Here is a 22,931-nt window from a genome sequence, read left to right as displayed (position 1 = left end):
CAGAACCCGGGCTGCTACCCTCCGGGAACCGTGACATCACGCAAGGAGGTGAGACCCATGAACGCTGTATCGATGTGGGTGCTCCCCCTCGTGTTCACGGTTCGGCGATCGACGTAGGTGTCGCCGGGAGTGCCTGCGCAACAAGGCAATCCCGAAAGGCAACACCTATGAATTCTGTGCACCCCACCGCGGACAGGGGCAAACCCTCCGTCGTGATCACGCGGGTCGGCGAGACACAATGGCACGCGCTCGAAGACGGCCGGACGGTCGGCCGCAGCGATGTCTCGCGTCGCCCCGACGGGCGAATCTTCGTCAGCATCGACTCCTGGCACGACACGGTTTTCGACCAACTCGCCGGCGCGATATCGGTACACCTGCCGAGGCCGCTGTACACGGTGGTGGACGAGGCCGATACGCATACGACAGCCAATTGGGCGCGCGCCGGTTTCACGACCCGGCGTCGCGAGTGGGAATATCTGCTCTCTACCGATCCGAAAAGCACGGGCCTCGACGCGGTCCCGCCGCCGGGGATCACGATCGTGGCCGCCGGTGACGCCGAGGAAACCCCGTTGCGGACCTTGGATCGCGAAATTCGCGACGAGGTCGAGGCAACCGTCGGATGGCAGGAGATGCCTGTCGAGATATTGCGCTGTCCCGACGGGAATACCGCGCCGGACCCGTCGAATTACACGGTGGCCTCGCAGTCCGGCCGATATGTGGGTCTGGTGCGAGTGGTAACCCGACGCCGCCACGCACGCATCGGACTCGTCGCGGTACTGGCCTCGCGGCATCGTCGAGGTATCGCCCGGTCGCTGCTGAGTCACACGCTGGGCGCATTGCACCGCGCCGGAATCGACACGGCGTCAGCCGATGTGAACGAATCCAATGTCGCGGCCATGGCGCTGTTCGACGGTATCGGCGCGCGGCGCGCGAACAGCAATGTGGAGTTGGTGCTGCGATGACGAAAACATCGAGAGGCATCGAAATCGAGGGCACCGTGGCCGAGTGCCTGCGCAACGCCACTTTCACCGTGGAACTCGACAACGGGCACAAGGTGCTCGCGCATATCAGCGGAAAGATACGGAAGAACTACATCAAGATCTTGCCGCAGGATCGGGTACTCGTGGAACTCAGCCCGTACGACCTCACGCGCGGCCGGATCCTCTTCCGGTTCAGGACGTAGCGCACCGTTCCTTTTCGCGGCCGGGTATCGACTGGTTCAGTGTTTGACGTTGCCGTATCGGTCGGCAAGACGGTCGGCGTTGGATCGGGTGTTCGAGTAGGCCGGTGAATTCGAATCCGCTGTGTCGCCGGTGGTTTCGACCGGGGCCGGGGCGGCGCGTTCTCTGCGCCGTTCCCGGATCTCGGCCCAGACGAAATAGCCGAGGCCGAGTGGCGCCATGATGCCGAAGGCGATCCATTGCAGGCCGTAGGACAAGTACGGGCCCGCGTCGAGTTGCGGCAGCGGCGGCGGCGTGAACGCGCCCGGCTGTCCCTCGGTCAGCTGCAGATAGCCGCCGTCGGGCGGGATGGTGCCGACGGGGCTGCCCAGGACGGTCGAAAGTTGGCCGGTGTCAACGGAATACACCTGGCGGAAGCCGTCCTGGGTCATCGGTTCCTTGCCCGGCACGACGCCCTCGGAACGGCGGACCCGGCCCTCGACGCGTTGCGGCCCCGCCGGTGGTTCCGCGATCGGGGGGATGCGGACGCCGTCCGCCGCCGCGACGAGGCCGCGATCGATCAGCAGCGTCCGGCCGTCGTCGAGCCGGAATGTGGCCAGCACTCCGAAGGCCGGTGCGTCGTTCAGGCGCTGCAGTCGTTCGACCACCGTCGAGCCGGGCACGTAGCTGCCGGTGGCGACGACCCGCCGCCACTCGGTGTCCTCGGCCTCGGGGTCGTTCAGCAGCGTCGTCACGTCCACGGGGGTGGCGTTCACCGAGGCGGCGATGAGGTCGTTGCGATGCGAGGTCGAGTTGTTCTTGCCCAGTTGCCAAGGGGCGAGAACGGTGAAGCACAGGTAGGCGAACGCCACCACGATGACGGCCAGGATCAGCCAGCTGGGCCGCAGCAGGAAGGTGAGCCGGCGCAGCAGAGTCATCGGCGGGGAAGGCTTTCGCCGAGTTGTTCGCGGACCCAGTCGAGCATGGCGGGCACGGCCGCCTCGATCTGCTCGCGGACGAGTTCGAATTCGGCATCCCCGCCGTAGTAGGGGTCCGGCACGTCCGGATCGTCGGCCAGCGGATCGAAACTGCGCAGCAGCCGCCGCCGCGCCGAGGGCACGCCCAGCCGCGCCAGCTCGCGCTCGTGCGTCGTGGCCAGGGCCACCACCAGGTCGGCATCGAGATGATCGGCGTCGATCATCGCGGCGATATGACCGATCGGATAGTCGTGCCGCCGCAGCAGCGCCGTCGTGCGCGGATCGGCGTCGGACCCGACATGCCAGGCGGTCGTACCAGCACTGCTCACCCGCACCCGATCGGCGAGCCCCGCCCGCTCCAGATGCGCCGCGAAAATCTTCTCGGCCATCGGCGACCGACAGATGTTCCCGGTGCAGATAAACGTCACATGCAGCTCGCCCACAACCCCATTCTCTCCGGTCCCCACCAACCCGCCCACGTAGGGTGGTCCCCTATGCCACAAGACCCGCCAACCCGGCGTCGAAGGAACGCCCCCACCCGCCGCCCACCAGCACAGCCCGCCGCCACGCGGCCCGGCAACGCGGCCACGCTGCGGGGGGAACCGGGCGATGCCGTCACGCTGCTGGGCACTGCCGCGCTGTCGGGGATGGCTGTTGTTCAGCGGGGGGAGGCTGCTGCGCTCCTGATGGGGGCCGCCACGTCGCGGGGGCGAGCTGCTGCGCTGCCAGGGGAAACTGTCGTGCTGCGACGGAGACCTGCCGCGCTGCCAAGAGAAGCTGTCGTGCCGCGGGGACAGGCTGCTGTCCTTCCAAGGAAGGTTGCTGTGCTGCGGGGCGACGGTGCTTCGCTCCCAATGGAGACTGCCGTGCTGCGAGGGAAAGCTGTTGCGCTGGCAGGGGACGCTGTCGTGCCGCGAGGAGAAGCTGCTGTCCTTTCAAGGAAGGCTGCTGTGCTACGGGGCGATACTGCTTCGCTCCCAATGCAGGCCGCTGTGCTCGGAGGGAGAGCTGCTGCGCTGGCGAGGGGAGCTGTCGCGCTGCGGGGCGATGCTGTGTTGCCGGCATTGGCTGGCGTGCTGCGGAGAGAGGCTGCTGCGGTTCCAATGGGGGCCGCCGCGTCGTGGGGGCGAGCTGCTGTGCTGCCAGGGGAAACTGTGGTGCTGCCAGGGAGAGCTGCTGTGCTGGCAAGGGAAGCTGTCGCGCTGCGAGGGAAAGCTGCCGTACTGCCGGAGGGTGCTGTTGTGCCGGTGGGTGATGGTGCCATGGGGTCGAGGGCAGTTGCTGCGCTGCCTGGTGATGTTGCGCTGGTATCGGGTGGTGTTGTGGCGTCTGGTGGTGATGTCGTTGTAGGGCTGCATGGTGGTGTTGCGGTTGGGCGGGGCGGTGATGTTGATGTGCTGGGGGATGGTGTCGGGGCTTGGGGCGGTGCCGAGGGTGGGTGGTTCTGTGATGTGGGTGAGCGGGGGGCGTTGGTGGGGGTGGGGCGGTGAGTGGGGGGTTTGGTGAAGGGGTGGATCGGGATCGGTTGCGGCATCATGGGGATGTCGAGGTGCGGGTGGGGATGCTGGACTTTGCGGTGAATGTGCAGGGGAGCGGGCCGCCGGAGTGGTTGCGGGGGCGGTTGGCGGCGCGGCTGGGGGAGTTGGGGCGTTATCCCGATGCGGGAGCGGAGCGGGCCGCCAGGGGGGCGGTGGCGGCTCGGCATGGGCGGGATCCCGAGGAAGTGCTGTTGCTCGCGGGCGCTGCGGAAGGGTTCGCGATGTTGCCGCGGCTGTCGCCGGCGCTGGCCGCGGTGATTCACCCGTCGTTCACGGAGCCGGAACTGGCGCTGCGTGAAGCGGATGTGCCGGTCGCCCGCGTGGTGCTGGAGCCGCCGTATGTGCTGGAGCCCGATCTGGTGCCGGAAGCGGCGGATCTAGTGGTCGTGGGTAATCCGACCAACCCGACCTCGGTGTTGCATCCGGCCGCGACCCTCCGCGCGCTACGACGGCCGGGACGGATCGTCGTGGTCGACGAGGCCTTCGCCGACGCGGTACCGGGCGAGGTGGAATCCGTTGCGGGAGAAAATCTTCCGGACTTGGTTGTCCTGCGCAGCCTCACCAAGACCTGGGCTCTGGCCGGACTCCGCTGCGGCTACTTTCTCGGCGCCCCGGACATACTGGCGCGCTTGAACGAAGGCCGCGCCCACTGGCCGCTGGGCACACTGCAACTGGAAGCCATTGCGGCCACGGCCGATCCGGCTGCCGTCGCCGAATCCCACTCCCGCGCCGAGCGTATCGCCGCCGATCGCGCCGCGATGATCCCGCGCCTGCGAGCGCTCGGTATCGAGGTGCACGAACCCGCCCACGGCCCGTTTCTGCTGATCCGCGTCCCCGATGCGGAACTGCTCCGCAAACGCCTGGCGGACAAGGGAATCGCCGTCCGCCGCGGCGACACCTTCCCCGGCCTCGGCACCACTCACCTGCGCTTGGCGGTACGCGGCGCCGCCGAAGTGGACCGCTTGATCGCCGCCATCCGGGAGGTCGGCCTATGACCATCCGGGAGGTCGGGTTTATGACCGAAGCCGATCGTGGGCGGGAAACGGCGCGGTCCGTGGTAGGTGTTCGGAGAGGCGGGGCGGCGTTCGGGAGAGTCGCCGGACGGTGTGGGGTAGAGCGAATGTGACTGGAGTGGAGGTGGTTCGGTGACACGAACGGGAGCGGTGGCGCTGTCGGAGCTGATCGCGGTGCTCGATGCGGCGTACCCGCCGCGGCTGGCCGAATCGTGGGATTCGGTGGGGCTGGTGTGCGGCGATCCGGCGGAATGGGTGTCCCGGGTGTCGTTCGCCGTGGACGCTACCGCCGCCGTGGTCGACGAGGCGATCGAGTGGGGCGCACAGGCTTTGGTGGTGCATCACCCATTGCTGTTGCGCGGAGTCGACACCGTGGCGGCCGCCACGCCGAAAGGCGCACTGCTGCACCGCTTGATCCGCAGTGGATGCGCCCTGTTCACCGCGCACACCAATGCCGATTCCGCCGATCCGGGCGTGTCCGACGCGCTCGCACAGGCGCTGGGGCTCACCGTCACCGGCCCACTGGACCCGAAATCGTCTGCGGCGGTGGACAAGTGGGTCGTGCAGGTACCCCGTGCGCACACCGAGCGTGTGCTCGCGGCGCTGTTCGCGGCAGGTGCGGGCGGCAGCGACCGGTACAGCGAATGCTGCTGGCAGGTCCCGGGTACCGGCCGGTTCCGGCCACTCGAAGGCGCGAATCCGGCCATCGGCGAGGTGGGCTCGCTGGAGCGCGTCGAGGAGGATCAGATCGAGGTGGTGGCCCCGCCATCGGCGCGGCCCGCCGTGCTGGCGGCCCTGCACGCGGCTCACCCGTACGAATCGCCCGCCTTCCATGTCACCGAGCGGGCCGCGCTGCCGTCCGAGCGCGGCCTGGGACGAGTGGGCGAGTTGCCGCAGCCGGAATCGTTGCGCGAGTTCACCGCCCGGGTACGGGCCGCCCTCCCGGACACGGCGTGGGGAGTGCGGGCCGCCGGTGACCCGGATCGGACCGTCCGCACTGTCGCGGTATGCGGCGGCGCGGGAGACTCGTTCCTAGGCACCGTCTCCCGCCTCGGCGTCGATGCCTACGTCACCGCGGACCTGCGCCACCACCCGGCCGACGAACACCTGCGTGCGGGCGGACCCGCCCTGATCGACGCCGCCCACTGGGCCACCGAATTCCCCTGGTGCGCGCAGGCGGCCGGCATCGTACGAAAAGCCCTGCCCACCTTGGAAACTCGCGTCTCCTCGATTCGCACCGACCCGTGGACCCTCGGCGCCGCCGACTGAGCCCCGGCGCGCTACCGCCCGGCCTGACCGTGCACAAATCCGCCGTTCGCGGCGAAATTTGCGCTGTGAGGCCGGATTGTGTCCGCTCAGGCCAGCCGCACTGCGGTCACCGGAAGCCGCCACCCTTGACCTCAACCAACATTGAGGTCCCATCATCGACGCATGGACCCCGACGACGAACAGCAGATCCGCGACCTCCTGGCAGCACACACCGACCTCTGGATCCGGCACGAGATGCACCGCTGGGGGACCTACTTCACCGAGGACTCGGACTTCATCACCCACCGCGAAATCTGGTGGCGAACCCGGTCGGAGAACATCGCCGGACACCAGGACGTCCCCGACTCGGTGCTCACCCAGAAGAAGAACTACACGCAAGAGGTGGTGAGCGTGCGGGAACTCGCCCCGGACGTCGCCCTGGTACACACCGCCTGGTCCTGGCCCGACCACGTGCTGCCGGGCCGGGACACGGCCTCGGACCGACATGGCTACATCACCCTGATCATGGCCAGACGCGCGGGCACCTGGCTGATCCGAGCCGCACACAACACCCGGGTGAACGGCCTCGACGACTTCGCCGCGGCCTGACGAACCGCCTCAGGCGGTAATCGTCGGCTCGTGCTCCACCGGAAAATTCATGGAGTTGGCGATGAAGCACCGCTTGTGCGCCTCCGCGTGCAACTCCCGCGCCGCGTCGGCACGCGCCGGATCGGTGATCGTCACGCGGGGCCGCAGGATGACCCGCTGGAAGCGCTGGTTGTCCATGGTCCCCTCGGCGGCGTCACGATAGTCGGTGACGACGATGCCCGCCTCGGTGCACAGATGCAGGTACCACAGCATGTGACACTCCGACAGCGACGCGACCAGCAGCAGCTCCGGATTCCAGCGAGTGGCGTCGCCGCGGCCGACGACCGGGTCGGCGCTGCTCGGCAACGGCGGGCGGCCGGGCGCGAGCGCCTCGTGGTTGCGGGAGTAGGAGCGATAGTCGGTGGTCGCCCCGTTCCAGGCGACCTCCACCTCGTAACGATGCATACCGACGAGCCTGCCACAGAGCCTGTTTCGGTCGCCCCGCATATCTCGCCGCCCGGACCCCTGCGCTCTGCCCCGCACGGTCTGGTGGGGTTGGGGCGAAAGGAGTCGTCGGCGGAGTACGGTTGAACTTCGGTGTCGGGCGCCCGATCGGGCCACCGCTGCCGCCGAACCGTCCATAGCGTCGAGGAGTAAGTTCCGCGTTGAATGTCGAACCATCGATCCAGTCCAAGCTGCTCGACCTCGCCGCCGTCGACGCCGAGCTGACGCGGATCGAGCATCGCCGCAAGGTGTTGCCCGAGCAGCAGGAGGTCCAGCGGCTCGAGGAGGAGCGCACCACGCGCAAGGACGCGGCCGTCAAGGTCGAGATCCTGATCGACGACCTCGACCGGGACATCCGCAAACTGGAGACCGAGGTCGACAGCGTCCGCAAACGCGAACAGCGCGACCGGGGCATGCTCGAGGCGGGCAGCGTCGGCGCCAAGCAGCTGTCGGAACTGCAGCACGAACTCACCAGCCTGGAACGCCGCCGCACGGTGCTCGAGGACGACATGCTCGACGTGATGGAACGCCGGGAGGCGGCCGCCGCCGACCACCAGCACGCCGGCGCCAACCTGTCGAAGGCCGAGGAAGACCTCGCCGACGCCCGCCGCCGCCGCGACGAGGCGCTCGCCGACCTCGAGGTCGCGGCCCGTCGCTGCGCCACCGATCGCGAGGGGCTGCTCACCGCGTTCCCCGCGGAACTGCTCGGCATCTACGACAAGCAGCGCGCCCAGCACGGCGTCGGCGCCGCGCTGCTGCAGGCTCGGCGCTGCGGCGCCTGCCGCATCGAACTCGACCGCGGCGAGATCGCCCGGATCGCCAAGACCGACCCGGAGGTCGTGGTCCGCTGCCCCGAGTGCGGCGCGATCATGGTGCGCACCAAGCAGTCCGGGCTGTAGGCAAAGCGAGGGATACGACGTGCGGCCGGTGTCGCGCCGCGGTCCGTCGGCGCGGGTTCAGGTGGAGGGAGTGCGGTGGTGACCAAGGTGATCGTGGAGGCGGACGGTGGTTCGCGCGGAAATCCCGGACCCGCCGGATTCGGCGCAGTGGTGTGGGATGCCGGGCATGCGGGGGTGCTGTCCGAACGTCGCGAGGCGATCGGCGTCGCGACCAACAACGTCGCCGAATATCGCGGCCTGATAGCGGGTTTGGCGGCCGCCGCCGAACTCGGCGCCCGCGAGGTCGACGTCCGCATGGACTCCAAGCTCGTCGTCGAGCAGATGTCCGGGCGGTGGAAGGTCAAGCACGCCGCGATGGTGCCGCTCGCCGAACGGGCCCGGCAGTTGGTCGCCGGTTTCGACGTGGTCCGGTTCGAATGGATTCCGCGCGCGCAGAATTCGCACGCCGACCGCCTCGCGAACGAGGCGATGGACGACGCGAAACTGATCACCGAGGTCCGCGAATCCGAAGCGGACTCGGCCGTCGAACGCGAACTCCCCGGCTGGATCGATGAAGTCGCCGCGGCTCGAGCCACCGGATCATCCGACGCCCGAGCGACGCAAGCCGATTCATCCGACCCGACAGCCGCGGCTTCCATCAGCAACGCCCCCGGCTGGACCGGCGCGCGCGGCCGCCCCACCCGCCTGCTGCTGCTGCGGCACGGGCAGACCGAACTGTCCGTGCAGCGCCGATACTCCGGCCGAGGCAACCCGCCACTGACCGCGCTGGGTCGCGAGCAGGCCGCGCGGGCGGCCAAATACCTTGCGGCGAAGGGCGATATCGCCGCCATCGTCACCTCGCCCCTGGGCCGCGCCCGCGAGACGGCCGACGCCGCCGCCCAGTCCGTGAACGCGCCGGTGCGCGTCCTGGACGGGCTGATCGAAACCGATTTCGGCGAGTGGGAGGGTCTCACCTTCACCGAAGCGGCGCAACGGGATCCGGACCTGCACATGCGCTGGCTCGGCGATCCGAGCCTGCCCGCTCCGGGCGGGGAGAGCTTCGAGCAGGTGCGCGAGCGCGTGGAGGGGGCCCGCCGCGACATCGTGGCACTGTATCCCGAGCAGAACGTGGTGGTCGTCAGCCACGTGACGCCGATCAAGACGCTGCTGCAACTCGCGCTGGGCGTCGGCCCGTCGCTGCTCTACCGGCTGCACCTGGACTTGGCGTCGCTGTCGATCGCCGAGTTCTACCCCGACGGCGGCGCGTCGGTGCGCCTGGTGAACGACACGTCGTATCTCTAACCGGCTCAACACAATCCGGCCAGCTTGTAGAGCACCAGCGAGGCCGCGACGGCGACATTGAGGCTGTGCCCGGTCCCGACCATCGGGATCTCCACGGCCAGATCCAGCCGCTCCATGCCCTCGGGCGGGATCCCCGATCCCTCGTTGCCGAGCACCACGACGGTGCGTTTGCGGGCGGGCGGGAGATCGCCGAGCCGCACCGATTCGTCGGTCAACTCGACCCCGACGACGGCGGAGCCACCGTGTCGCTGCCGGTCCAGCCAGCGGTCCACCCGGCCGTCCACCCAGTGCACGCACTGCCGGTGCCGCAGCGTGTTGCCGCGTTGCAGCGCCTCGGGCACCCACGGCTTGCGCGGCACCGCGAGGCAGGCGCCGACGGCGTCGCAGGTGCGCAGCAGCGTCCCGAGATTCACGCCGTGCTTGGGCCACAGCGGGGCCGCGATCAGATGATTCCAGCAGGTGTGTGCGCGGGGCCGCCGTTGCCGGCGGATCTCGGCGGGCGTGCGGGCCCGCGCGGCGCTCATCGCGGAACGGGAACGGCCTTCCCGTGGGGCGCAGAGGGTTTCATGCGGACGGTGCTTCGCGGCGCACCGGGGCCATCGACGGTGCGGGCGTCTCGGAGCGCCCGCTGATCTCGATCCAGGATACCGCGAGCGGTCGGCGTGCGGCACACCCGCGCCGCCTCGAGCTCACAGCGTCCGGACCATCTCGTAGTCGATCCGCGGCTGCTCCAGCGAGCCCGGCCGCCGCCGTCCCGAGGGCGCGAAACCATGCCGCAGATAGAGCTTCTCGGCGTGGCTGTTGCCGTGCGCTACCCACAGGTGCAGCCGGGTGTGCCCGGCCGCCCGCGCCCAGTCCACCACGGCCTCGACCAACCGGTCCGACGTCCCGGTGCCGCGGGCGCGCGCCGCGACGAACATCGAAACCAGTGTCGGCGTGCCGAATTCCGACAGGCCGCCCACGCACCCGAGCACCTCGGTCCCCGATTCGGCGACGAAGAACGTCCGGTCGGCCAGCCACCGCCGCCACTGCTGCTCGTCCCACTCCGCCGCCTCGCCGTAGGACAGCGAGAAGGTGCCCGGAGCGGACCCGGCCAGCGCGTCGAGCCGCGCGATCCGGGCCACCTGCCACTCCTCGGCGCCGACCTGCCGCACGATCATGCCGCGGCCCGTCAGGGCCGTAGCACCGAGACCAGGAAATCGGCCTGGTCGTAGACGGCCTTCTCGAACCAGTCGTCGAAGTAGATGTCGAAATGGCCGATGGGATAACGCTTCACGACCGCGTGCTTGGTGCGCTCGGCGGCCTTCAGCGTCGGCCCGACCGGCGCGACCGAGTCGTTGTCGCAGACGGCGTACAGCACCGGCACCTTGATGCCCTTGGTGCGCCGCCAGGGCGAGTCGAACAGCGCCGACAGCCCGATACGCGCGGCGACCTTCGGCTGGTACTGCTCGCTCTCCTCGGCCAGCCGCCCGAAACCCTCGGGCACGTCGGAGGCGCTCATGAGCGCGGCGGACCGCTTGCGCCCCGCCAGCCGCACCCCGACGGGCTTGCGCCGGAGCGATCCCACCAGCACGTCGGTGGTGGCCACGGTGCCGGTCTTGAACAGGCTGATCGGCCCCTTCGCCCGCGCGGCCGCCCAGCCGCTGGTGAACGGGCACTGCGCGACCACGGCGGCCAGATAGTCGTCCTCGTGCGCGATGGACAGCACGTGCCCGCCGCCGAACGAGGTGCCCCACAGCGCGATTCGGGTCGCGTCGAAACCGCGCAGGGTGCGGGCGAAGGCGATGGCGGCCCGCCAGTCCTCGCGCTGGCGGCCGATGTGGATCATCTGCCGCGGGGTGCCGCCGCTGGCGCCGAAGTGGCGGTAGTCGAACACCAGCACGCCCATTCCGGCGGTGGCGAAGCGGCGCGCGTATCGGTCCAGGCCCATTTCCCGATCGGCGCCGAGACCGTGTGCCATGATCACCAGCGGCCGCGGCTTCGGCGGACCGTCAGGGCGATAGAGCCACGCTGCACACTGTTCGCTTCCCGACGGGAACCCCACCTCGACACGCTCCATGGCGAAATACCGTAACTCGTTGCGAGATCGAGCGCTGACCTGGATCCCTGTCCGGTTCGCCGGTCCGGCGGGCCGTGCGACGCGCCGAGGTTTCCGGGTGTCGCGGTGCCGGTACCGCCGCCGATCCCGTTGAGCAGCGGCGATAGCCGGTGATCAGGGGTCCGCGTGCGGCCGCGCGGGGCGGGACGGCACAATGAGCGACGGACGAGTCGGTCGGGCGGCCGCGTCGACAGGAACGGGCACGGTTGTGCCGCCGCCTGTCGCCGAGGAAAGTCCGGACTCCACAGAGCAGGGCGGTTGTTAACGGCAACCCGGGGTGACCCGCGGGACAGTGCCACAGAAAGCAGACCGCCGGCGCCGAGCCTTTCCGAAGGCGGAGCGCCGGTAAGGGTGAAACGGTGCGGTAAGAGCGCACCAGCGCCCCGGGTGACCGGGGCGGCTCGGTAAACCCCGCCCGGAGCAAGGTCGAAGGCCGCACTCCCCGGAGTGCGGTTGCGCAGGCGCTCGAGGGCTGCTCGCCCGAGCCTGCGGGTGGACCGCTCGAGGTGCCCGGCGACGGTGCACCCAGATGGATGGTCGCCCCCAGCGTCAGCTGGGACAGGATCCGGCTTACAGACCGACTCGTCCCCACTTTCGGGCTGTAGCGACGGGCAGGCTATCGGGGTGGGGGAGAAAGGCTCTGTCGGGGTGTGGTCGGGGCGTGATACCTTCCCGATGTTGGGGGTATTCATACTGAGGGGGTATGCATCAACGTCGACGCGGCCGTCCGGGACTCGGGCGGCTTCGGTGTCGGCTGACGACGGCCGTTCCGGCCGGTCCGGAGCCCGGCGCCGGTAACAGTTAGCGATCCTTCTCCGGCGTTAGCCCGCCGGATGCGGCACAGACTAGGCAGTATCGTGTGCCGGATGATCAACGTCCGAGCGAAGATCTGCGGCATCCGGAGCGAATCCGATCTCCGGGCCGTGCTGGCGGCCGATGCGGATGCGGCCGGTTTCATCTCGGGCACAACGCATTTCAGTGAGGACGTGCTCTCCGCGGAGCAGGCCCGCGGCTTGTCGCGGCTGGTGCCGCCCACGGTGGAGCGGGTGCTCGTCACCCATCTCACCGACGCCGGCGCGGTGCTGCGGCTGGCCGACCACATCGGGGTCGACTGCATCCAGTTGCACGGCCTGATCACCCTCGACACCGTGCGCGCGGTGCGGGCCGGGGCCGCCGGTCGCCGGGTGATCCGGGCGGTGCACGTCACCGGGCCGGAGGCGATCGACGCCGCGGTGGAGGCGGCGCCGGATTGCGATGGCGTGGTGCTGGATTCGCGCTCGGCGCACCGGCTCGGCGGGACGGGCCGCACTCACGACTGGTCGATCAGCGCCCGCATCGTGGACAAACTCGCCGGGGAGGATTTCCCGGTGATGCTGGCCGGCGGGCTGAATCCGCGCAATGTCGCGGGGGCGATCGAGGCGGTGCGCCCGTCCTGGGTCGATGTCAACTCCGGTGTCGACGGGCGTGGCGGTGACAAGGATCCGGTCGCCTGCGCCGAATTCGTCAGGGCGGCACACGACGCCGCGAGACCGACCGCTGTTCCAGCCCGACAGCCAGCAATATGAGCACGCCCGCGCCGGCGGTCGCCGTGGTCAGCCGGGTGTCGGTGCACAGCGCACCCACCAGCGCCGCCACCACCGCCTCGTTGAGCCCGACGATGCTGGCCGTGGCCGCGTCCAGCCAGCGCAGCGCCTGCCAGTAGAGCGCGAAGCCGGGCCCCAGCAGCAGCGCGCCCACGGCGGCCAGCGCGGCGGCGGTCCGCGCGCTCGGCGGTTCGACGGCCAATAGCGGACTGCTCGCGACACCCGCCAGCAGCAGTTGCAGACCGGCCGGGGTGATCGTGTTGCCGGGCCCCGCCTCCCGCGCGATGAGACTCACCAGAGCGGCGACGCAGGCCGCGCTGCCGAGCGCCAGCAGGCACCCGGCCACCGCGGTCCCGTCCGCCGCCGCCTCCGGCCGGCTGCCGGTAACCAGCCATATCGCCACCGCGACCAGCATCAGTTCGAGCAGCACGGGCACGGTCGGCGCGCGTCGCCCGCGCACCAGCGCGGTGGTGATGATCAGCACCGGGGCCGTGAGATGCAGCGCCACCACGACGGGCAGCGGTCCGATCCGCAACGCCGCCACGTACAACGCCAGATTCGCCGTCTCCAGCGCGCCCAGGCGCACGTAGAGCGTCGGCTGCGCCCGCAGCGTCTCCCACGGCCGCTCCCCGCGCGACCACGCGAGCAGCAGCAGCGTCACCGCGCCGCCGAGCGCCACCACCCCCGCGGTGGCCGGGGCCGCCAGCACGGCGAGCAAGGCGCTGGAGGTACCCCACAGACAGGTCACCGCCACCATGAGGGCGAGCGGGACCAGCGGGGCGCGCACGTGACTACGCGAGTAGGAAGCTGATCACCGGCAGCACCAGTGCGGTGAACGCGGCGAACACCGCGCCGGCCACCCGCCGTTTCGGCAGCCGCGGAAATCGGGTGGCGAGCCCGCAGTAGGTCCCGGACGCGATCAGCAGCGTGCCCCACACCACCAGCGCCCGGCTGCCGACCTTGCCGAGCGCCTGATCGAAGCCGACGGCCAGCGCGAACACGGTGCCCCCGGCGGCGGCCCCGAGCAGCAGCAGTGCCACGCCCGCAGTGGAATTCATGAGCATGCGGCGGCCGCGCACCGTCGCCACGGCCTGCGGGTCGGTGTGGTGGGCGCCGTCGGCGCGGCAGATCTCGTCGTACACCTTCGCCGGGTTGACCCGTTCGTTGATCGCCGGGCGCACCTGCAACAGCGCCTCCAGTGCCTGGGTGGTGGCGTAGGAGGTGACCGGCCCCTCGGTGGAGATGCGGAAGCCGCCGCGGTAGATGGCCAGCGCGTCCACCTCCTGCATCTCCAGCAGTTCGACGATTCCGGCGCGCACGGCGGGATCGAAGATGGTGCGGCTGTCGGCGGACACCACGGCCGCGACGGCCAGGTGCAGGGTGAGGTGACGCCAGGTGTCGACCAGATCGTCGCGGCGGAAGATCTCGGTGTCGATCTCGCATTCGTTGCGGCGCAGGCCCGTCAGCAGCCGCTTGACCGCCAGCGTGCAGGCTCGTTCGGCACGCTTGTCACCGATCTCGACGATCTCCGGGCGGGACAGCACGGTCGCGATGTGTGCGGCCGCGTACATCGGCAGCGTCCGCGGTTCCTGGAACACCGACGACACCAGGAACGCGATTCCGCGCGAAATCGCCTGGTGCCGTTCGCCGTCGAAGGAGCCGCCGCCGATCAGGGCCTGTACCGCGGCGGCCGTCGCGGTGACCGAGACCGGGCCGAGGAAACCGGACATGCGCCAGCCGCCGGTTTCCGAATCCTGTTGATCCAGCAGCGATCGCAGGGCGCCGAGTAGGCCCGGATCGGTCTCCTCGACCTCCAGGCAGCGCAGGGCGCGGATGCGCCACGCCACGTCTATCGGGGTGCGGAAGTACCATTCGTCGCCGATCGGGCGCTCCACCACGGTCGCCCGGACCAGGGCGGCAACCTTTGCGGCACGCGGGATCTCGCATCCGGCGCGGTGCAGTACGCAGACCACCTCGGCGGTGTTCTGCGGGTTGGGCGGTACGTCGGGAATCCAGCCCCAGCCTGCGCCGCCGCTGGGATGTGGGAGCTGGCTGCCGCGCAGCCATTCCACCGCCATCCGGATGCGTTCGTCAATGTTCGACACGGCCCTTCCGCCTTTGGAACACGGCCCCGCAAACTCGCGATGGGGCGCTGGTAATTGCCACGCTACTCGGGTGGTCCGACAAGTGGAGCGGACTGGAGAACCCCGAATCACATGGCGCCGCTGCGTGTTTCGTTTACATATCACGGACGGAGCGGTCTGCTGTCCGGTAAAGGTCCGGTCGATTCGGCAGGGCGCGAACGGGATCCGCCGTCGAAAGGGTCGGCACCCGGCGAAATTCCCGGCAGTCCGGGTATCGCGATGTGGGGCAGGGGTGTTCGGCATGTAATAGGAATTGGACCGGTCCGCGCTCGAATTGCAATGCTGTCGGGAGCCGAAAACAGCAACGGCGGCACCCGTTTTCGGGTACCGCCGCGCGGCCGGCGCGATCGTCCGGCCGAAGCTGGGACGTCCTCAGCCCGCCGGGCTGATCACCAGGATCTGTGCCCAGTAGGCGGCCTGCTCGGGCCCGAGCAGCGGCAACAGGTAGTCGTAGACGATGGACGACATACGGTGCGGAACTCCCTTGTTTCTCGACGATGGGGACAATTGCGCGCACAACTGAGGGAACGGACGTCCCTCACGCGCTCGGGCCACAGTAACAGCGACCGCGACCCGGCGCACTACCAGCGGAAATCGGTCGCTGACCCGTGATGGGCGAGAATCGGCGGCACCTGTCTTTTCTGTCCGGAAACTCACATTAGTGGCGCTTTCGATAGCAAAGCGCTCTTGCTATCGGTGCGGAATTACAGCTTCCCGAGCTGCGACTGCTGGGGAGCATGTGGCTGATGTGGTGCGGTCGGATGTCACCGCGTAGCGAAAGTCAACCGTCCGGTACCTGCCCATTCGGATTCGTGTGACCGCAGGTACCCCATGCCCGCAGGTCCTCGCCACGCCCGACGCGCCGGGCCGTCATCGCGGAAACCGGCCATGTAGGGGGAGAACCGGGTCCCGGTCGGCGTGTTCGACGTGACTATCGGTCTTTAACTGGCCGTATAGGTGATCGGCGTCATAAAGTGTTGCGCGTTGGAAAGTTCCGTTGCTGGGGGTGGCAATGGCGCTGTGGGTGTCAACGAACGTCGGAAAGCAGGTTCTATCTCTATGCGCGTAGTTCGCAAGCTGGTTGCCGGTGCGATGATCGCCGGTGCTGCTTCGGTTATCGGTGTGCTGGGGGCCGGGTCCGCGAATGCGGTCGCGGTGACTCCGCTGCCGGGCGGGGTGCAGGTCGACCTCAATCACGGGGACACCCAGTGGGTGCACCAGTCGCACATCGGCCAGGCGATCTCCGGTCTGCCGCATCCGTCGGCGTCCTCCTTCGGGAAGGCGCTCGACGCCGCGTCGGGGCTGTCGTCGCAGTACCCGGACGGCCGGGTCGTGTTCACGGTGTACGGGCCGTTCGATCAGTTGAACGGCACCATGCTGGCGCTGCAGTAGTTTCAGCGCCTCCGCGTGGAGCTCCATCCCAGGATCGTGTCGGCGCCGGTCGATTTCGGCGCCGTCCGAACCGAATTCGGGCTGGCCTCGGATTATCCGTCCGAGGCCGTCTCGGAGGCCCGCGGCGCGGTCGACGCGTTCGCGGGCATCCGGGCCGATCGCACCGACATCCCGCTGGTGACCATCGACCCGCCCGGCGCGCTGGATCTGGACCAGGCGCTGTATCTCGGACGCACCCCCACCGGTTTCCTGCTGCAGTACGCGATCGCCGACGTGGGCGCGGTCATCGCCCCCGACGGGGCGCTCGCCCGGGAATCGCTGTCCCGGGGTCAGACCTTTTATCTGCCCGACGGCACGGTGCCGCTGCACCCCGAGGTGCTGTCGGAAGGCTCGGCGAGCCTGCTTCCGGACCAGAACCGGCCCGCCGTGCTGTGGACCATCGAATGCGACGAACTGGCTGAGCCGCAACGGGTTTCGGTGCGGCGCGCGCTGGTGCGCTCCCGCGCCCGGCTGGACTACGCGGGCGTGCAGGCCGACGCCGACGCCGGACGTCCGCATCCCTCGATCGCCGCGTTGCCGGAATTCGGACGGTTGCGCATCGAGGCCGGTCTCGGCCGCGGCGCGATCGGCCTGCGACTGCCCGCGCAGACCGTGGTGCGCGACGGCCACGACCACGCGCCCGACGACGCCGCGCGCTGGCAGCTCATCGTGGAACCCCGCACCGCGGCCGACGACTGGAACGAGCAGATCTCGCTGCTCACCGGCATGTGCGCGGCGCGCATCATGCTCGGCGGCGGCGACGCCGAGCCACTCGGCCTGCTACGCACCATGCCCGCCCCGCCGCGCGCCGCGATCGACTCGCTACGCCGCACCGCCACCGCCCTCGGGCTGGACTGGCCCGACGACGCGCCCGTGGGCCGTCTGCTCGCCACACTGGAGGCCGAGTCGCCCGCCGCGCTCGTGCTGATGTCGGAGGCGACCGGCCTGCTGCGCGGCGCGTCCTACACGGTGCTCGCCGGTGAGGTCCCGGATGTGGTGCAGCACAGCGGAATCGGCGCACCCTATGCCCACGCGACGGCACCGCTGCGGCGGCTGGGCGACCGCTACGTCGCGGAGATCTGCCTGGCCCGCAGCGCGGGAACGCCGGTCCCGCGCTGGGCGAGCGAGGGCCTGACCGCCGTCGCAGACTCCATGCGCCGCAGCGACGCCCTGGCCGGCAAGCTCGAACGGGCGTGCCTGGACCTCACCGAATCCACGATTCTTGCCGAACGCGTCGGCACGGAGTTCGACGCCGTCGTCGTCAGAGAAGCCAACGGTTCCCGGGCCTCGGAAATCTTCGTCGCCCAACCACCGGTACTCGCCAAATGCCTCGGCGCGCCCCCGGAAGGCCGGCACGTCCGAGTCCGGCTGATCACAGCCGACCCCACCACCCGCACAGTCACTTTCGCCTTCCCGGAGGGCTGACGGCCCGGATCCTGCGGCCTTGCCGAGCGGAACCCCGGGGGACGGACCAGAACTCGACAGCAGCTGTTCCTACAGAGCTACACCAGCCCACGATGCGAAGCTGACCAGAGTCTCCGACTGCCGTCGCTGAGCCGACGCGATCCCGTGCAACGTTTCCCGCACCGACGGATGCAAGCGAGTCTGCTGCGGAGCTATCCGCCGCGCCAGGTTCAGCGAGTGGAGTGCCTTGTCCGGTTGCCCGATCAGCAACCAGGCTCGGGCCACGTCTTGCCAATGGTGACCGGCCCGTGGCGGTGCGATCTCCTCGGGCAAAGCGAGCGCTGACCCTTCACGGGCGGCCTTGTCGGGATTTCCGGATTCCAGCGCCACCGCTACAGAGTGGATGCCGACGTTCGCAGGTCCGAAAAGCGTCCCGTACAAGTCGGATTCGCGGTCGAAGCCATGCGCCAGCTGACGCGCGCTCTCTATGTGTTCAGCGGCCGTGTCAGCCGCGAAGCCACGAGCGGCGACAATCGCGCCGCACAGATGCGCGTAGCCACGCACTGCGTTCGCTCGCTCGGTGTCCCCCTCGATCAGGTCCAGCCCATCCTCTACAAGCCGCATACCAACGTCATTCGCGTTGTGGTACATCAAGACTCGTGCCCGCTTCACCCTGGCTTGAGCGACGTACAGCGAATCATCGGAGCCTTCAGCGGCCCATTCGAGCCGATCCAGAACCACAGGCGCCAGCGCGGTAAATCCGAACCGGCGGCACAGTCTCTCAGTCGTGACGTACGCCGCTGAGAGCAGCGTGAACACCCGGCCGCGTTCCGAGTCGGTTTGTGCGGCGTGTAACGCGCCGTACAGCTGCCGGATAAGTGCAGGGATACGTTGAAGTGCGATTCGGCCCTTGTCGTTGCGATAAGCCGCGTCTATGCCCTGCATCTCCGTGGCCAGTTCAGCAACGGGAGACGGTTCGACCGGGCGAACATACGTGCCTTCTGCCAGAATTGACCGCAGTTCCGCAATACCCTCCAGCGGGCCGTCCTGCTCCAGGACGTCATAGAAAGGCGTCTGCGTCAGGTACTCGGGCTCGACATGCAGCGCCTTCGCCGCCGCGGCGATGAACGCAGGGGAGGCAGGCTCCCGCCCTTGCTCAACCGCACGGACCATGGACAGGCTGTAGTTCGTCCGCTGCGCGAGCTGTACCTGTTTCAGGCCGGCGAGCTTGCGCTCGGCCGCTATCCGCTCACCGGTTGTCGTCACTGTCATCCACTCCAGCACGTCGGGAGGAAACACGCTCTGACCTCGAGCGTACCGACGACTCCATTCCCCCGATACCTGTCACCGCACTGTCACTCAGTGCTTCGCGACGGTTCTAGCGTCAGTTTCGGCTTCACAGAGGGGGTGGTAGCCAGGCAACCACCCCGTCCGACTCGCCCTGTGATGCCTCTGACGCTGACAACGGGAGGGAAGTGCCGATTATGAGATTCCGACCTACCGCGCTGGGTTGGATCGATACGGAGGTGTCCGATGCGCCGATGTGGGACCGCGCCCAGGTGCAGCGCTTGGCGCGGCAACTCGGATACCTGGTCATCTGGCCCGAGCCATCGCTCATCCCACTCGCCGACCAGGTGCGTGCCGCTGACGTGGACGTGGTGATCACGCCGTCATCGCAGCACCTGAGCCCGCTCGAGGTGAATGGGATTCTGTACGTCGCGGAGATCGAAACTATCTCTCCGCGAATGAGTTTCGCTCGCTGGACGCCGATCCGTGAAGGGGTGTTCGCATGACAAACGACCCCGCGGCGTCCAGGCGGGAACTGTCCGCGCTCTGGTGGACACACGACGCACCGGTGGGTCCACTGACACCTGACCACGCCCACACGATCATGCAGATGCATGTGGAGTGCCGCGTGGACGATTGCCCCCGCAAGCGTGCCGCGTTCCGGACTCTGGTCGAAGCCGGACGGATCAAGCCCGACTCAGGCCGCACCCGATAGGCTCCGCACACCGGTACAGCCGACGCGAGGGGAAGCAATGAGCGACGAACAAATGGGATTCGATATCGAATTCGATGACGCGACACAGGCGTTTCTGGGCTGGGTTGCACCCGATCGTATGGAATCGCAGATCCGGAAGTTCCTTGCCGAAACGGTTCCTGGCGTCGCAGACTATGCTGAATCGTGGTGGAATGCTCCGCTGACGGTGCCGATACTCGAAGCGTCGAAAGAGTATTTCGGCGACAGCCACGGATTGCGCGCCGATGAGAACCGGGACGCGGCGGATCAGTTCATCAGATTCTATGGCGAATGCTTCATACGTCGCGTTGGAATGACATGGACCAACCGGCCCCAGTGGACTAGTGCACCCTTGTATACGGACTTCAGCCCTGCGGTCCAGCACGGCGACGGCGAAGAAGTCATGAACGTCCTCTCGATGACGGATTATTTGTTCCGCCACGATGCAGAGATGGCGGATTACGTGATCACTGCAGCGCTCCGAGATATACAGAAGACCCGCAAGGGATAGACGGAAGGTCCTTCCACAGGATAACGGGGGTGGGTACCGCAGTGCCCGATGACGAGTACGACAGCTTCCGGCGAAATCTCTCCAACTACGAGAAGGGCCTGTACTTCGAGCTGGGCAGGGCGCACGAACGCGGCGAAACCGCAGAACGGGGCTGGGTCCGCCAATTCAAGATAGAAACCCCTAAAGGTTCGCGTGTGCTGGATAATGCGAAGACGGAGGGTAAGGGCACGCGCTCTGTTGAGCGCAAGTCAGGACGGCTTAACGAACGCGAGACCCATAGACAGCTGGGGAAGGAGCGCTCGGCGCTCGAAATCGGACAGCTTACTCAAAGCAATTGGGAAACGGTTGAGGGGGAGAAAGTACCCCGGACGGTTCAGCAAGAGATCCTGAGCATGGCTCGGGACTTTCGCGGGCGATTCCAACACGAAGTTATTTCACGAGATGACGCGCTCCGCGCGATGAAGCTCGGTCAATCCCTGGCAGCGAAGCAGCTCGAACTGGTGCGAGCGTATGAGCTGGACCGCGCGGACCGCGCCCGGAAACGGCTCGCGAATATTCGGGAGATCGTACGCCAGAGGGAAGCTACAGCGAAAGAAGAACGGGAAAGAGCGGAGCGTGAGCGAAAAGTCCGGGAGGAGCGCGCACGAGTTCAAAGGGAAGCGGCTGACCGAGTGGCGCGCGAGTTCGCGGATAAGTATCGCGCATTGTTGTCTCGGGATCGGGAGCCGAACGAGGGCAATTCGGCACGGGCGCGGGAGGAAGCCGCCGCAGCCGAGAAGTTGAAGCAGAGGGAACGTGACGACGCCGATGAGAAGACGCGGCAAAAACAGCGTGAAGCAGCGGACCGGCTCGCGGAGCACGCGCAGCGGGCACGCGAAGCGGCGGCCAACAGACAACCCGGCGATATGGTCCGTGAGGTAGCCGACATAATGCAGGTCAGTCGGCCCACAGCCGGAATCGAATCACCGCACCGAGAGCCGCCACATGCAGGTCACACTCGCGGCCACAGGGAAGAGCGGGGACGAGAGCGCGATGGACGAGAACGTACCCGCGACTAAGCGCCGCGTTCCCGGCTCCAAGACGGCACGCCGAGAGCCGTTGCCGCACTTGGGCTCTGGCCCGCCGCGACAATTGTTATCGCGCAGCCGCGCGGGCCGGACCACCGACGAGCCCCGTTCAGTCCGGGGGTTCGGGGGTACGCATGCCCTGGGCCACCGAGCCCCCGGCGACGTCGGAGGAGGTGCCCAGTTCCTCGTCGTAGCTGTCCGGCGAACCTTCGGGAATGTCGACGGCGTCCACCTCGGCCGGTTGCGTGTCCTCCGGGGGCGACGGCTCGGTCTCGGGCTGTTCCTCGGCCAGCCGGTCGCGCAGTGGGCGGTCGTGGGCTTCCTCCCAGGGCGTCGTGCCGTAGCGGTCGGCCTCGGACCAGCGTTCGGGGGGATCCATGCCCGCTTCCAGCGGGTCTGACTGCAGACGGTCTTCGTCGAGATCCTCGGCGCTGTTCAGCGCACCGGGATCGGTTTCCACCGAGTCGGGTGCGCCGGTGTCCTGCGGCGGGTCCCAGGTGTCTTGCGGATCGGTCATGACTACCACCTCCGTGTTCGGTCTCGGCGGTCCCGGTGTCGGGGTACCCCGGATCGGGCGGACGATCGGTCCGCCGGGTGATTCACAGAATGGGCCGTCCTCCGGTGACGGCGAGGCGAGCGCCGGAGATGTAGCTGCCCTCGTCGCTCGCGAGCAGCACGTACGCGGGCGCGAGTTCGGCGGGCTGCCCGGCCCGGCCCAGCGGGGTGTCGTCGCCGAATTTCGCCACCTTCTCCGGCGGCATGGTCGACGGGATCAGCGGCGTCCAGATCGGTCCCGGCGCCACGCTGTTTACCCGAATTCCCTTGGGCCCCAGCAACTGTGCCAGGCTGGCGGACAGATTCGCGATGGCCGCCTTGGTGGCGGCGTAGGGCGCCAGCGTCGGCGAGGGCATATCGGAGTTGACCGAGGAACTGCCGATGACCGCCGAACCCGGCGGCATGTGCGGCAGCGCGGCCCGCACCAGAGCGAAGTAGGCGCCGACGTTCACCCGGTAGGTGTAGTCGAACTCCTCGGTGGTGATCTCCTCTATGGTCTCGTGCGTCATCTGGTAGGCGGCATTGCTGACCAGCACGTCGATCTTGCCGAACTCGGCGACCGCGGTGTCGATCAGCGCCTGGCAGTGCGCGGGGTCGGAGACGTCACCGGCCATCGGCACGGCGGTGCGACCCGCCTCCCGCACCAGCTCGGCGACCTCCTTGGCGTCGTCGTGCTCGTTCAGATACGAGATCAGGACGTCGGCGCCCTCGCGGGCGAAGGCGATGGCCACCGCGCGCCCGATACCGCTGTCCGCGCCGGTCACCACCGCCGCCTTGCCGGTGAGCTTGCCGCTGCCGCGATAGCTGTGCTCGCCGCAGTCGGGCACCGGCTCCATCGCCGACTGCGCACCGGGAACATCCTGCTGCTGCTCGGCGAATCCCATCCGCTCGCTCCCTCCATCGTCCGGCA

General features: G+C 68.5%; 24 protein-coding genes and 1 other RNA gene. 14 read left to right on the top strand and 11 right to left on the bottom strand.

The features are described from left to right. Positions 1-167 precede the first annotated feature (167 nt). Positions 168-962 carry a GNAT family N-acetyltransferase gene (locus QH470_RS31350; protein ID WP_280275988.1) on the top strand — a complete coding sequence of 265 codons (795 nt, stop codon included), beginning with the start codon at positions 168-170 and terminating at the stop codon, positions 960-962. Next, a complete protein-coding gene (gene infA / locus QH470_RS31345; protein ID WP_280275987.1) occupies positions 959-1,183 on the top strand; it encodes a translation initiation factor IF-1 in 225 nt (74 codons plus the stop codon). The genes QH470_RS31350 and infA overlap by 4 nt, the downstream gene beginning before the upstream one ends. A 36-nt stretch (positions 1,184-1,219) precedes the next feature. Here infA and QH470_RS31340 read toward each other — a convergent pair whose 3' ends face one another. Beyond that, positions 1,220-2,089: an SURF1 family cytochrome oxidase biogenesis protein gene (locus QH470_RS31340; protein ID WP_425302818.1), complete on the bottom strand. Its 870-nt coding sequence runs from the start codon at positions 2,087-2,089 to the stop codon at positions 1,220-1,222. A 5-nt stretch (positions 2,090-2,094) separates the two neighbouring features. After that, entirely contained in the window at positions 2,095-2,580 is a 486-nt protein-coding gene (locus QH470_RS31335) for a low molecular weight protein-tyrosine-phosphatase (protein ID WP_280275985.1), read from the bottom strand. Between the two features lie 1,067 nt (positions 2,581-3,647). Here QH470_RS31335 and cobC point away from each other — a divergent pair. The 3 genes from cobC (at position 3,648) to QH470_RS31320 (ending at position 6,545) form a co-directional block, all read left to right on the top strand. Continuing rightward, positions 3,648-4,670, top strand: a complete 1,023-nt coding sequence (cobC, locus tag QH470_RS31330; RefSeq protein WP_280275984.1) for an Rv2231c family histidinol phosphate aminotransferase CobC — start codon at positions 3,648-3,650, stop codon at positions 4,668-4,670. A 150-nt stretch (positions 4,671-4,820) separates the two neighbouring features. Continuing rightward, on the top strand, positions 4,821-5,957 hold the full coding sequence (locus tag QH470_RS31325; RefSeq protein WP_280275983.1) for a Nif3-like dinuclear metal center hexameric protein: 1,137 nt from the start codon (positions 4,821-4,823) through the stop codon (positions 5,955-5,957). 162 nt (positions 5,958-6,119) lie between these two features. Beyond that, positions 6,120-6,545, top strand: coding sequence for an SgcJ/EcaC family oxidoreductase (locus QH470_RS31320; protein WP_280275982.1), 426 nt, complete (start codon positions 6,120-6,122; stop codon positions 6,543-6,545). Between the two features lie 9 nt (positions 6,546-6,554). Here QH470_RS31320 and QH470_RS31315 read toward each other — a convergent pair whose 3' ends face one another. After that, positions 6,555-6,989 (bottom strand): OsmC family protein, encoded by a 435-nt coding sequence (locus tag QH470_RS31315; RefSeq protein ID WP_280275981.1) that lies wholly within the window; start codon positions 6,987-6,989, stop codon positions 6,555-6,557. A 200-nt stretch (positions 6,990-7,189) separates the two neighbouring features. Between QH470_RS31315 and QH470_RS31310 the strand changes: the two genes are divergently transcribed. Both QH470_RS31310 and QH470_RS31305 read left to right on the top strand, forming a co-directional pair. Continuing rightward, entirely contained in the window at positions 7,190-7,927 is a 738-nt protein-coding gene (locus QH470_RS31310) for a zinc ribbon domain-containing protein (RefSeq protein WP_280275980.1), read from the top strand. Positions 7,928-8,005: 78 nt separating this feature from the next. Further along, on the top strand, positions 8,006-9,208 hold the full coding sequence (locus QH470_RS31305) for a bifunctional RNase H/acid phosphatase (protein WP_280275979.1): 1,203 nt from the start codon (positions 8,006-8,008) through the stop codon (positions 9,206-9,208). Between the two features lie 5 nt (positions 9,209-9,213). On the opposite strand, the gene QH470_RS31300 is transcribed toward QH470_RS31305, so the two are convergent. The 3 genes from QH470_RS31300 to QH470_RS31290 form a co-directional block, all read right to left on the bottom strand. Next, positions 9,214-9,732: a TrmH family RNA methyltransferase gene (locus QH470_RS31300; RefSeq protein WP_280275978.1), complete on the bottom strand. Its 519-nt coding sequence runs from the start codon at positions 9,730-9,732 to the stop codon at positions 9,214-9,216. Positions 9,733-9,897: 165 nt separating this feature from the next. Further along, on the bottom strand, positions 9,898-10,368 hold the full coding sequence (locus tag QH470_RS31295) for a GNAT family N-acetyltransferase (RefSeq protein ID WP_280275977.1): 471 nt from the start codon (positions 10,366-10,368) through the stop codon (positions 9,898-9,900). An 11-nt stretch (positions 10,369-10,379) separates the two neighbouring features. Further along, a complete protein-coding gene (locus QH470_RS31290) occupies positions 10,380-11,267 on the bottom strand; it encodes an alpha/beta hydrolase (RefSeq protein WP_280275976.1) in 888 nt (295 codons plus the stop codon). Positions 11,268-11,472: 205 nt separating this feature from the next. Here QH470_RS31290 and rnpB point away from each other — a divergent pair. Together rnpB and QH470_RS31280 are read left to right on the top strand one after the other, a co-directional pair. Beyond that, positions 11,473-11,895: RNase P RNA component class A (gene rnpB / locus QH470_RS31285), an RNA gene on the top strand. Positions 11,896-12,172: 277 nt separating this feature from the next. After that, complete coding sequence (locus QH470_RS31280) at positions 12,173-12,871, top strand: phosphoribosylanthranilate isomerase (RefSeq protein WP_280275975.1); 699 nt, start codon at positions 12,173-12,175, stop codon at positions 12,869-12,871. Here QH470_RS31280 and QH470_RS31275 read toward each other — a convergent pair. Together QH470_RS31275 and QH470_RS31270 are read right to left on the bottom strand one after the other, a co-directional pair. Further along, positions 12,810-13,676, bottom strand: a complete 867-nt coding sequence (locus tag QH470_RS31275; RefSeq protein WP_280275974.1) for a DMT family transporter — start codon at positions 13,674-13,676, stop codon at positions 12,810-12,812. The genes QH470_RS31280 and QH470_RS31275 overlap by 62 nt on opposite strands. A 4-nt stretch (positions 13,677-13,680) precedes the next feature. After that, positions 13,681-14,994 (bottom strand): hypothetical protein, encoded by a 1,314-nt coding sequence (locus tag QH470_RS31270; protein ID WP_280275973.1) that lies wholly within the window; start codon positions 14,992-14,994, stop codon positions 13,681-13,683. Between the two features lie 1,098 nt (positions 14,995-16,092). On the opposite strand from QH470_RS31270, the gene QH470_RS31265 reads away from it, so the two are divergent. Then, positions 16,093-16,425, top strand: a complete 333-nt coding sequence (locus QH470_RS31265) for a hypothetical protein (protein WP_187684150.1) — start codon at positions 16,093-16,095, stop codon at positions 16,423-16,425. A gap of 15 nt (positions 16,426-16,440) precedes the next feature. Then, positions 16,441-17,889 carry an RNB domain-containing ribonuclease gene (locus QH470_RS31260; protein WP_280275972.1) on the top strand — a complete coding sequence of 483 codons (1,449 nt, stop codon included), beginning with the start codon at positions 16,441-16,443 and terminating at the stop codon, positions 17,887-17,889. A gap of 69 nt (positions 17,890-17,958) precedes the next feature. Here QH470_RS31260 and QH470_RS31255 read toward each other — a convergent pair whose 3' ends face one another. Further along, the gene (locus QH470_RS31255; RefSeq protein ID WP_280275971.1) at positions 17,959-19,152 is read right to left on the bottom strand and encodes a helix-turn-helix domain-containing protein; all 1,194 of its coding nucleotides are present in this window, start codon (positions 19,150-19,152) and stop codon (positions 17,959-17,961) included. Positions 19,153-19,352: 200 nt separating this feature from the next. Between QH470_RS31255 and QH470_RS31250 the strand changes: the two genes are divergently transcribed. The 3 genes from QH470_RS31250 (at position 19,353) to QH470_RS31240 (ending at position 21,457) form a co-directional block, all read left to right on the top strand. After that, positions 19,353-19,661 carry a hypothetical protein gene (locus tag QH470_RS31250; RefSeq protein ID WP_280275970.1) on the top strand — a complete coding sequence of 103 codons (309 nt, stop codon included), beginning with the start codon at positions 19,353-19,355 and terminating at the stop codon, positions 19,659-19,661. Between the two features lie 246 nt (positions 19,662-19,907). Then, positions 19,908-20,399 (top strand): hypothetical protein, encoded by a 492-nt coding sequence (locus QH470_RS31245; protein ID WP_280275969.1) that lies wholly within the window; start codon positions 19,908-19,910, stop codon positions 20,397-20,399. A gap of 29 nt (positions 20,400-20,428) precedes the next feature. Beyond that, positions 20,429-21,457 (top strand): hypothetical protein, encoded by a 1,029-nt coding sequence (locus tag QH470_RS31240; RefSeq protein WP_280275968.1) that lies wholly within the window; start codon positions 20,429-20,431, stop codon positions 21,455-21,457. Between the two features lie 118 nt (positions 21,458-21,575). Here QH470_RS31240 and QH470_RS31235 read toward each other — a convergent pair whose 3' ends face one another. After that, positions 21,576-21,983 carry a hypothetical protein gene (locus QH470_RS31235; RefSeq protein ID WP_280275967.1) on the bottom strand — a complete coding sequence of 136 codons (408 nt, stop codon included), beginning with the start codon at positions 21,981-21,983 and terminating at the stop codon, positions 21,576-21,578. Positions 21,984-22,065: 82 nt separating this feature from the next. Beyond that, a complete protein-coding gene (locus tag QH470_RS31230) occupies positions 22,066-22,905 on the bottom strand; it encodes a glucose 1-dehydrogenase (protein WP_280275966.1) in 840 nt (279 codons plus the stop codon). Positions 22,906-22,931 lie beyond the last annotated feature (26 nt).

The organism is Nocardia wallacei (assembly GCF_029868745.1).
Classification (GTDB): domain Bacteria; phylum Actinomycetota; class Actinomycetes; order Mycobacteriales; family Mycobacteriaceae; genus Nocardia; species Nocardia wallacei_B.
This window is presented reverse-complemented; position numbering and strand designations above follow the sequence as displayed.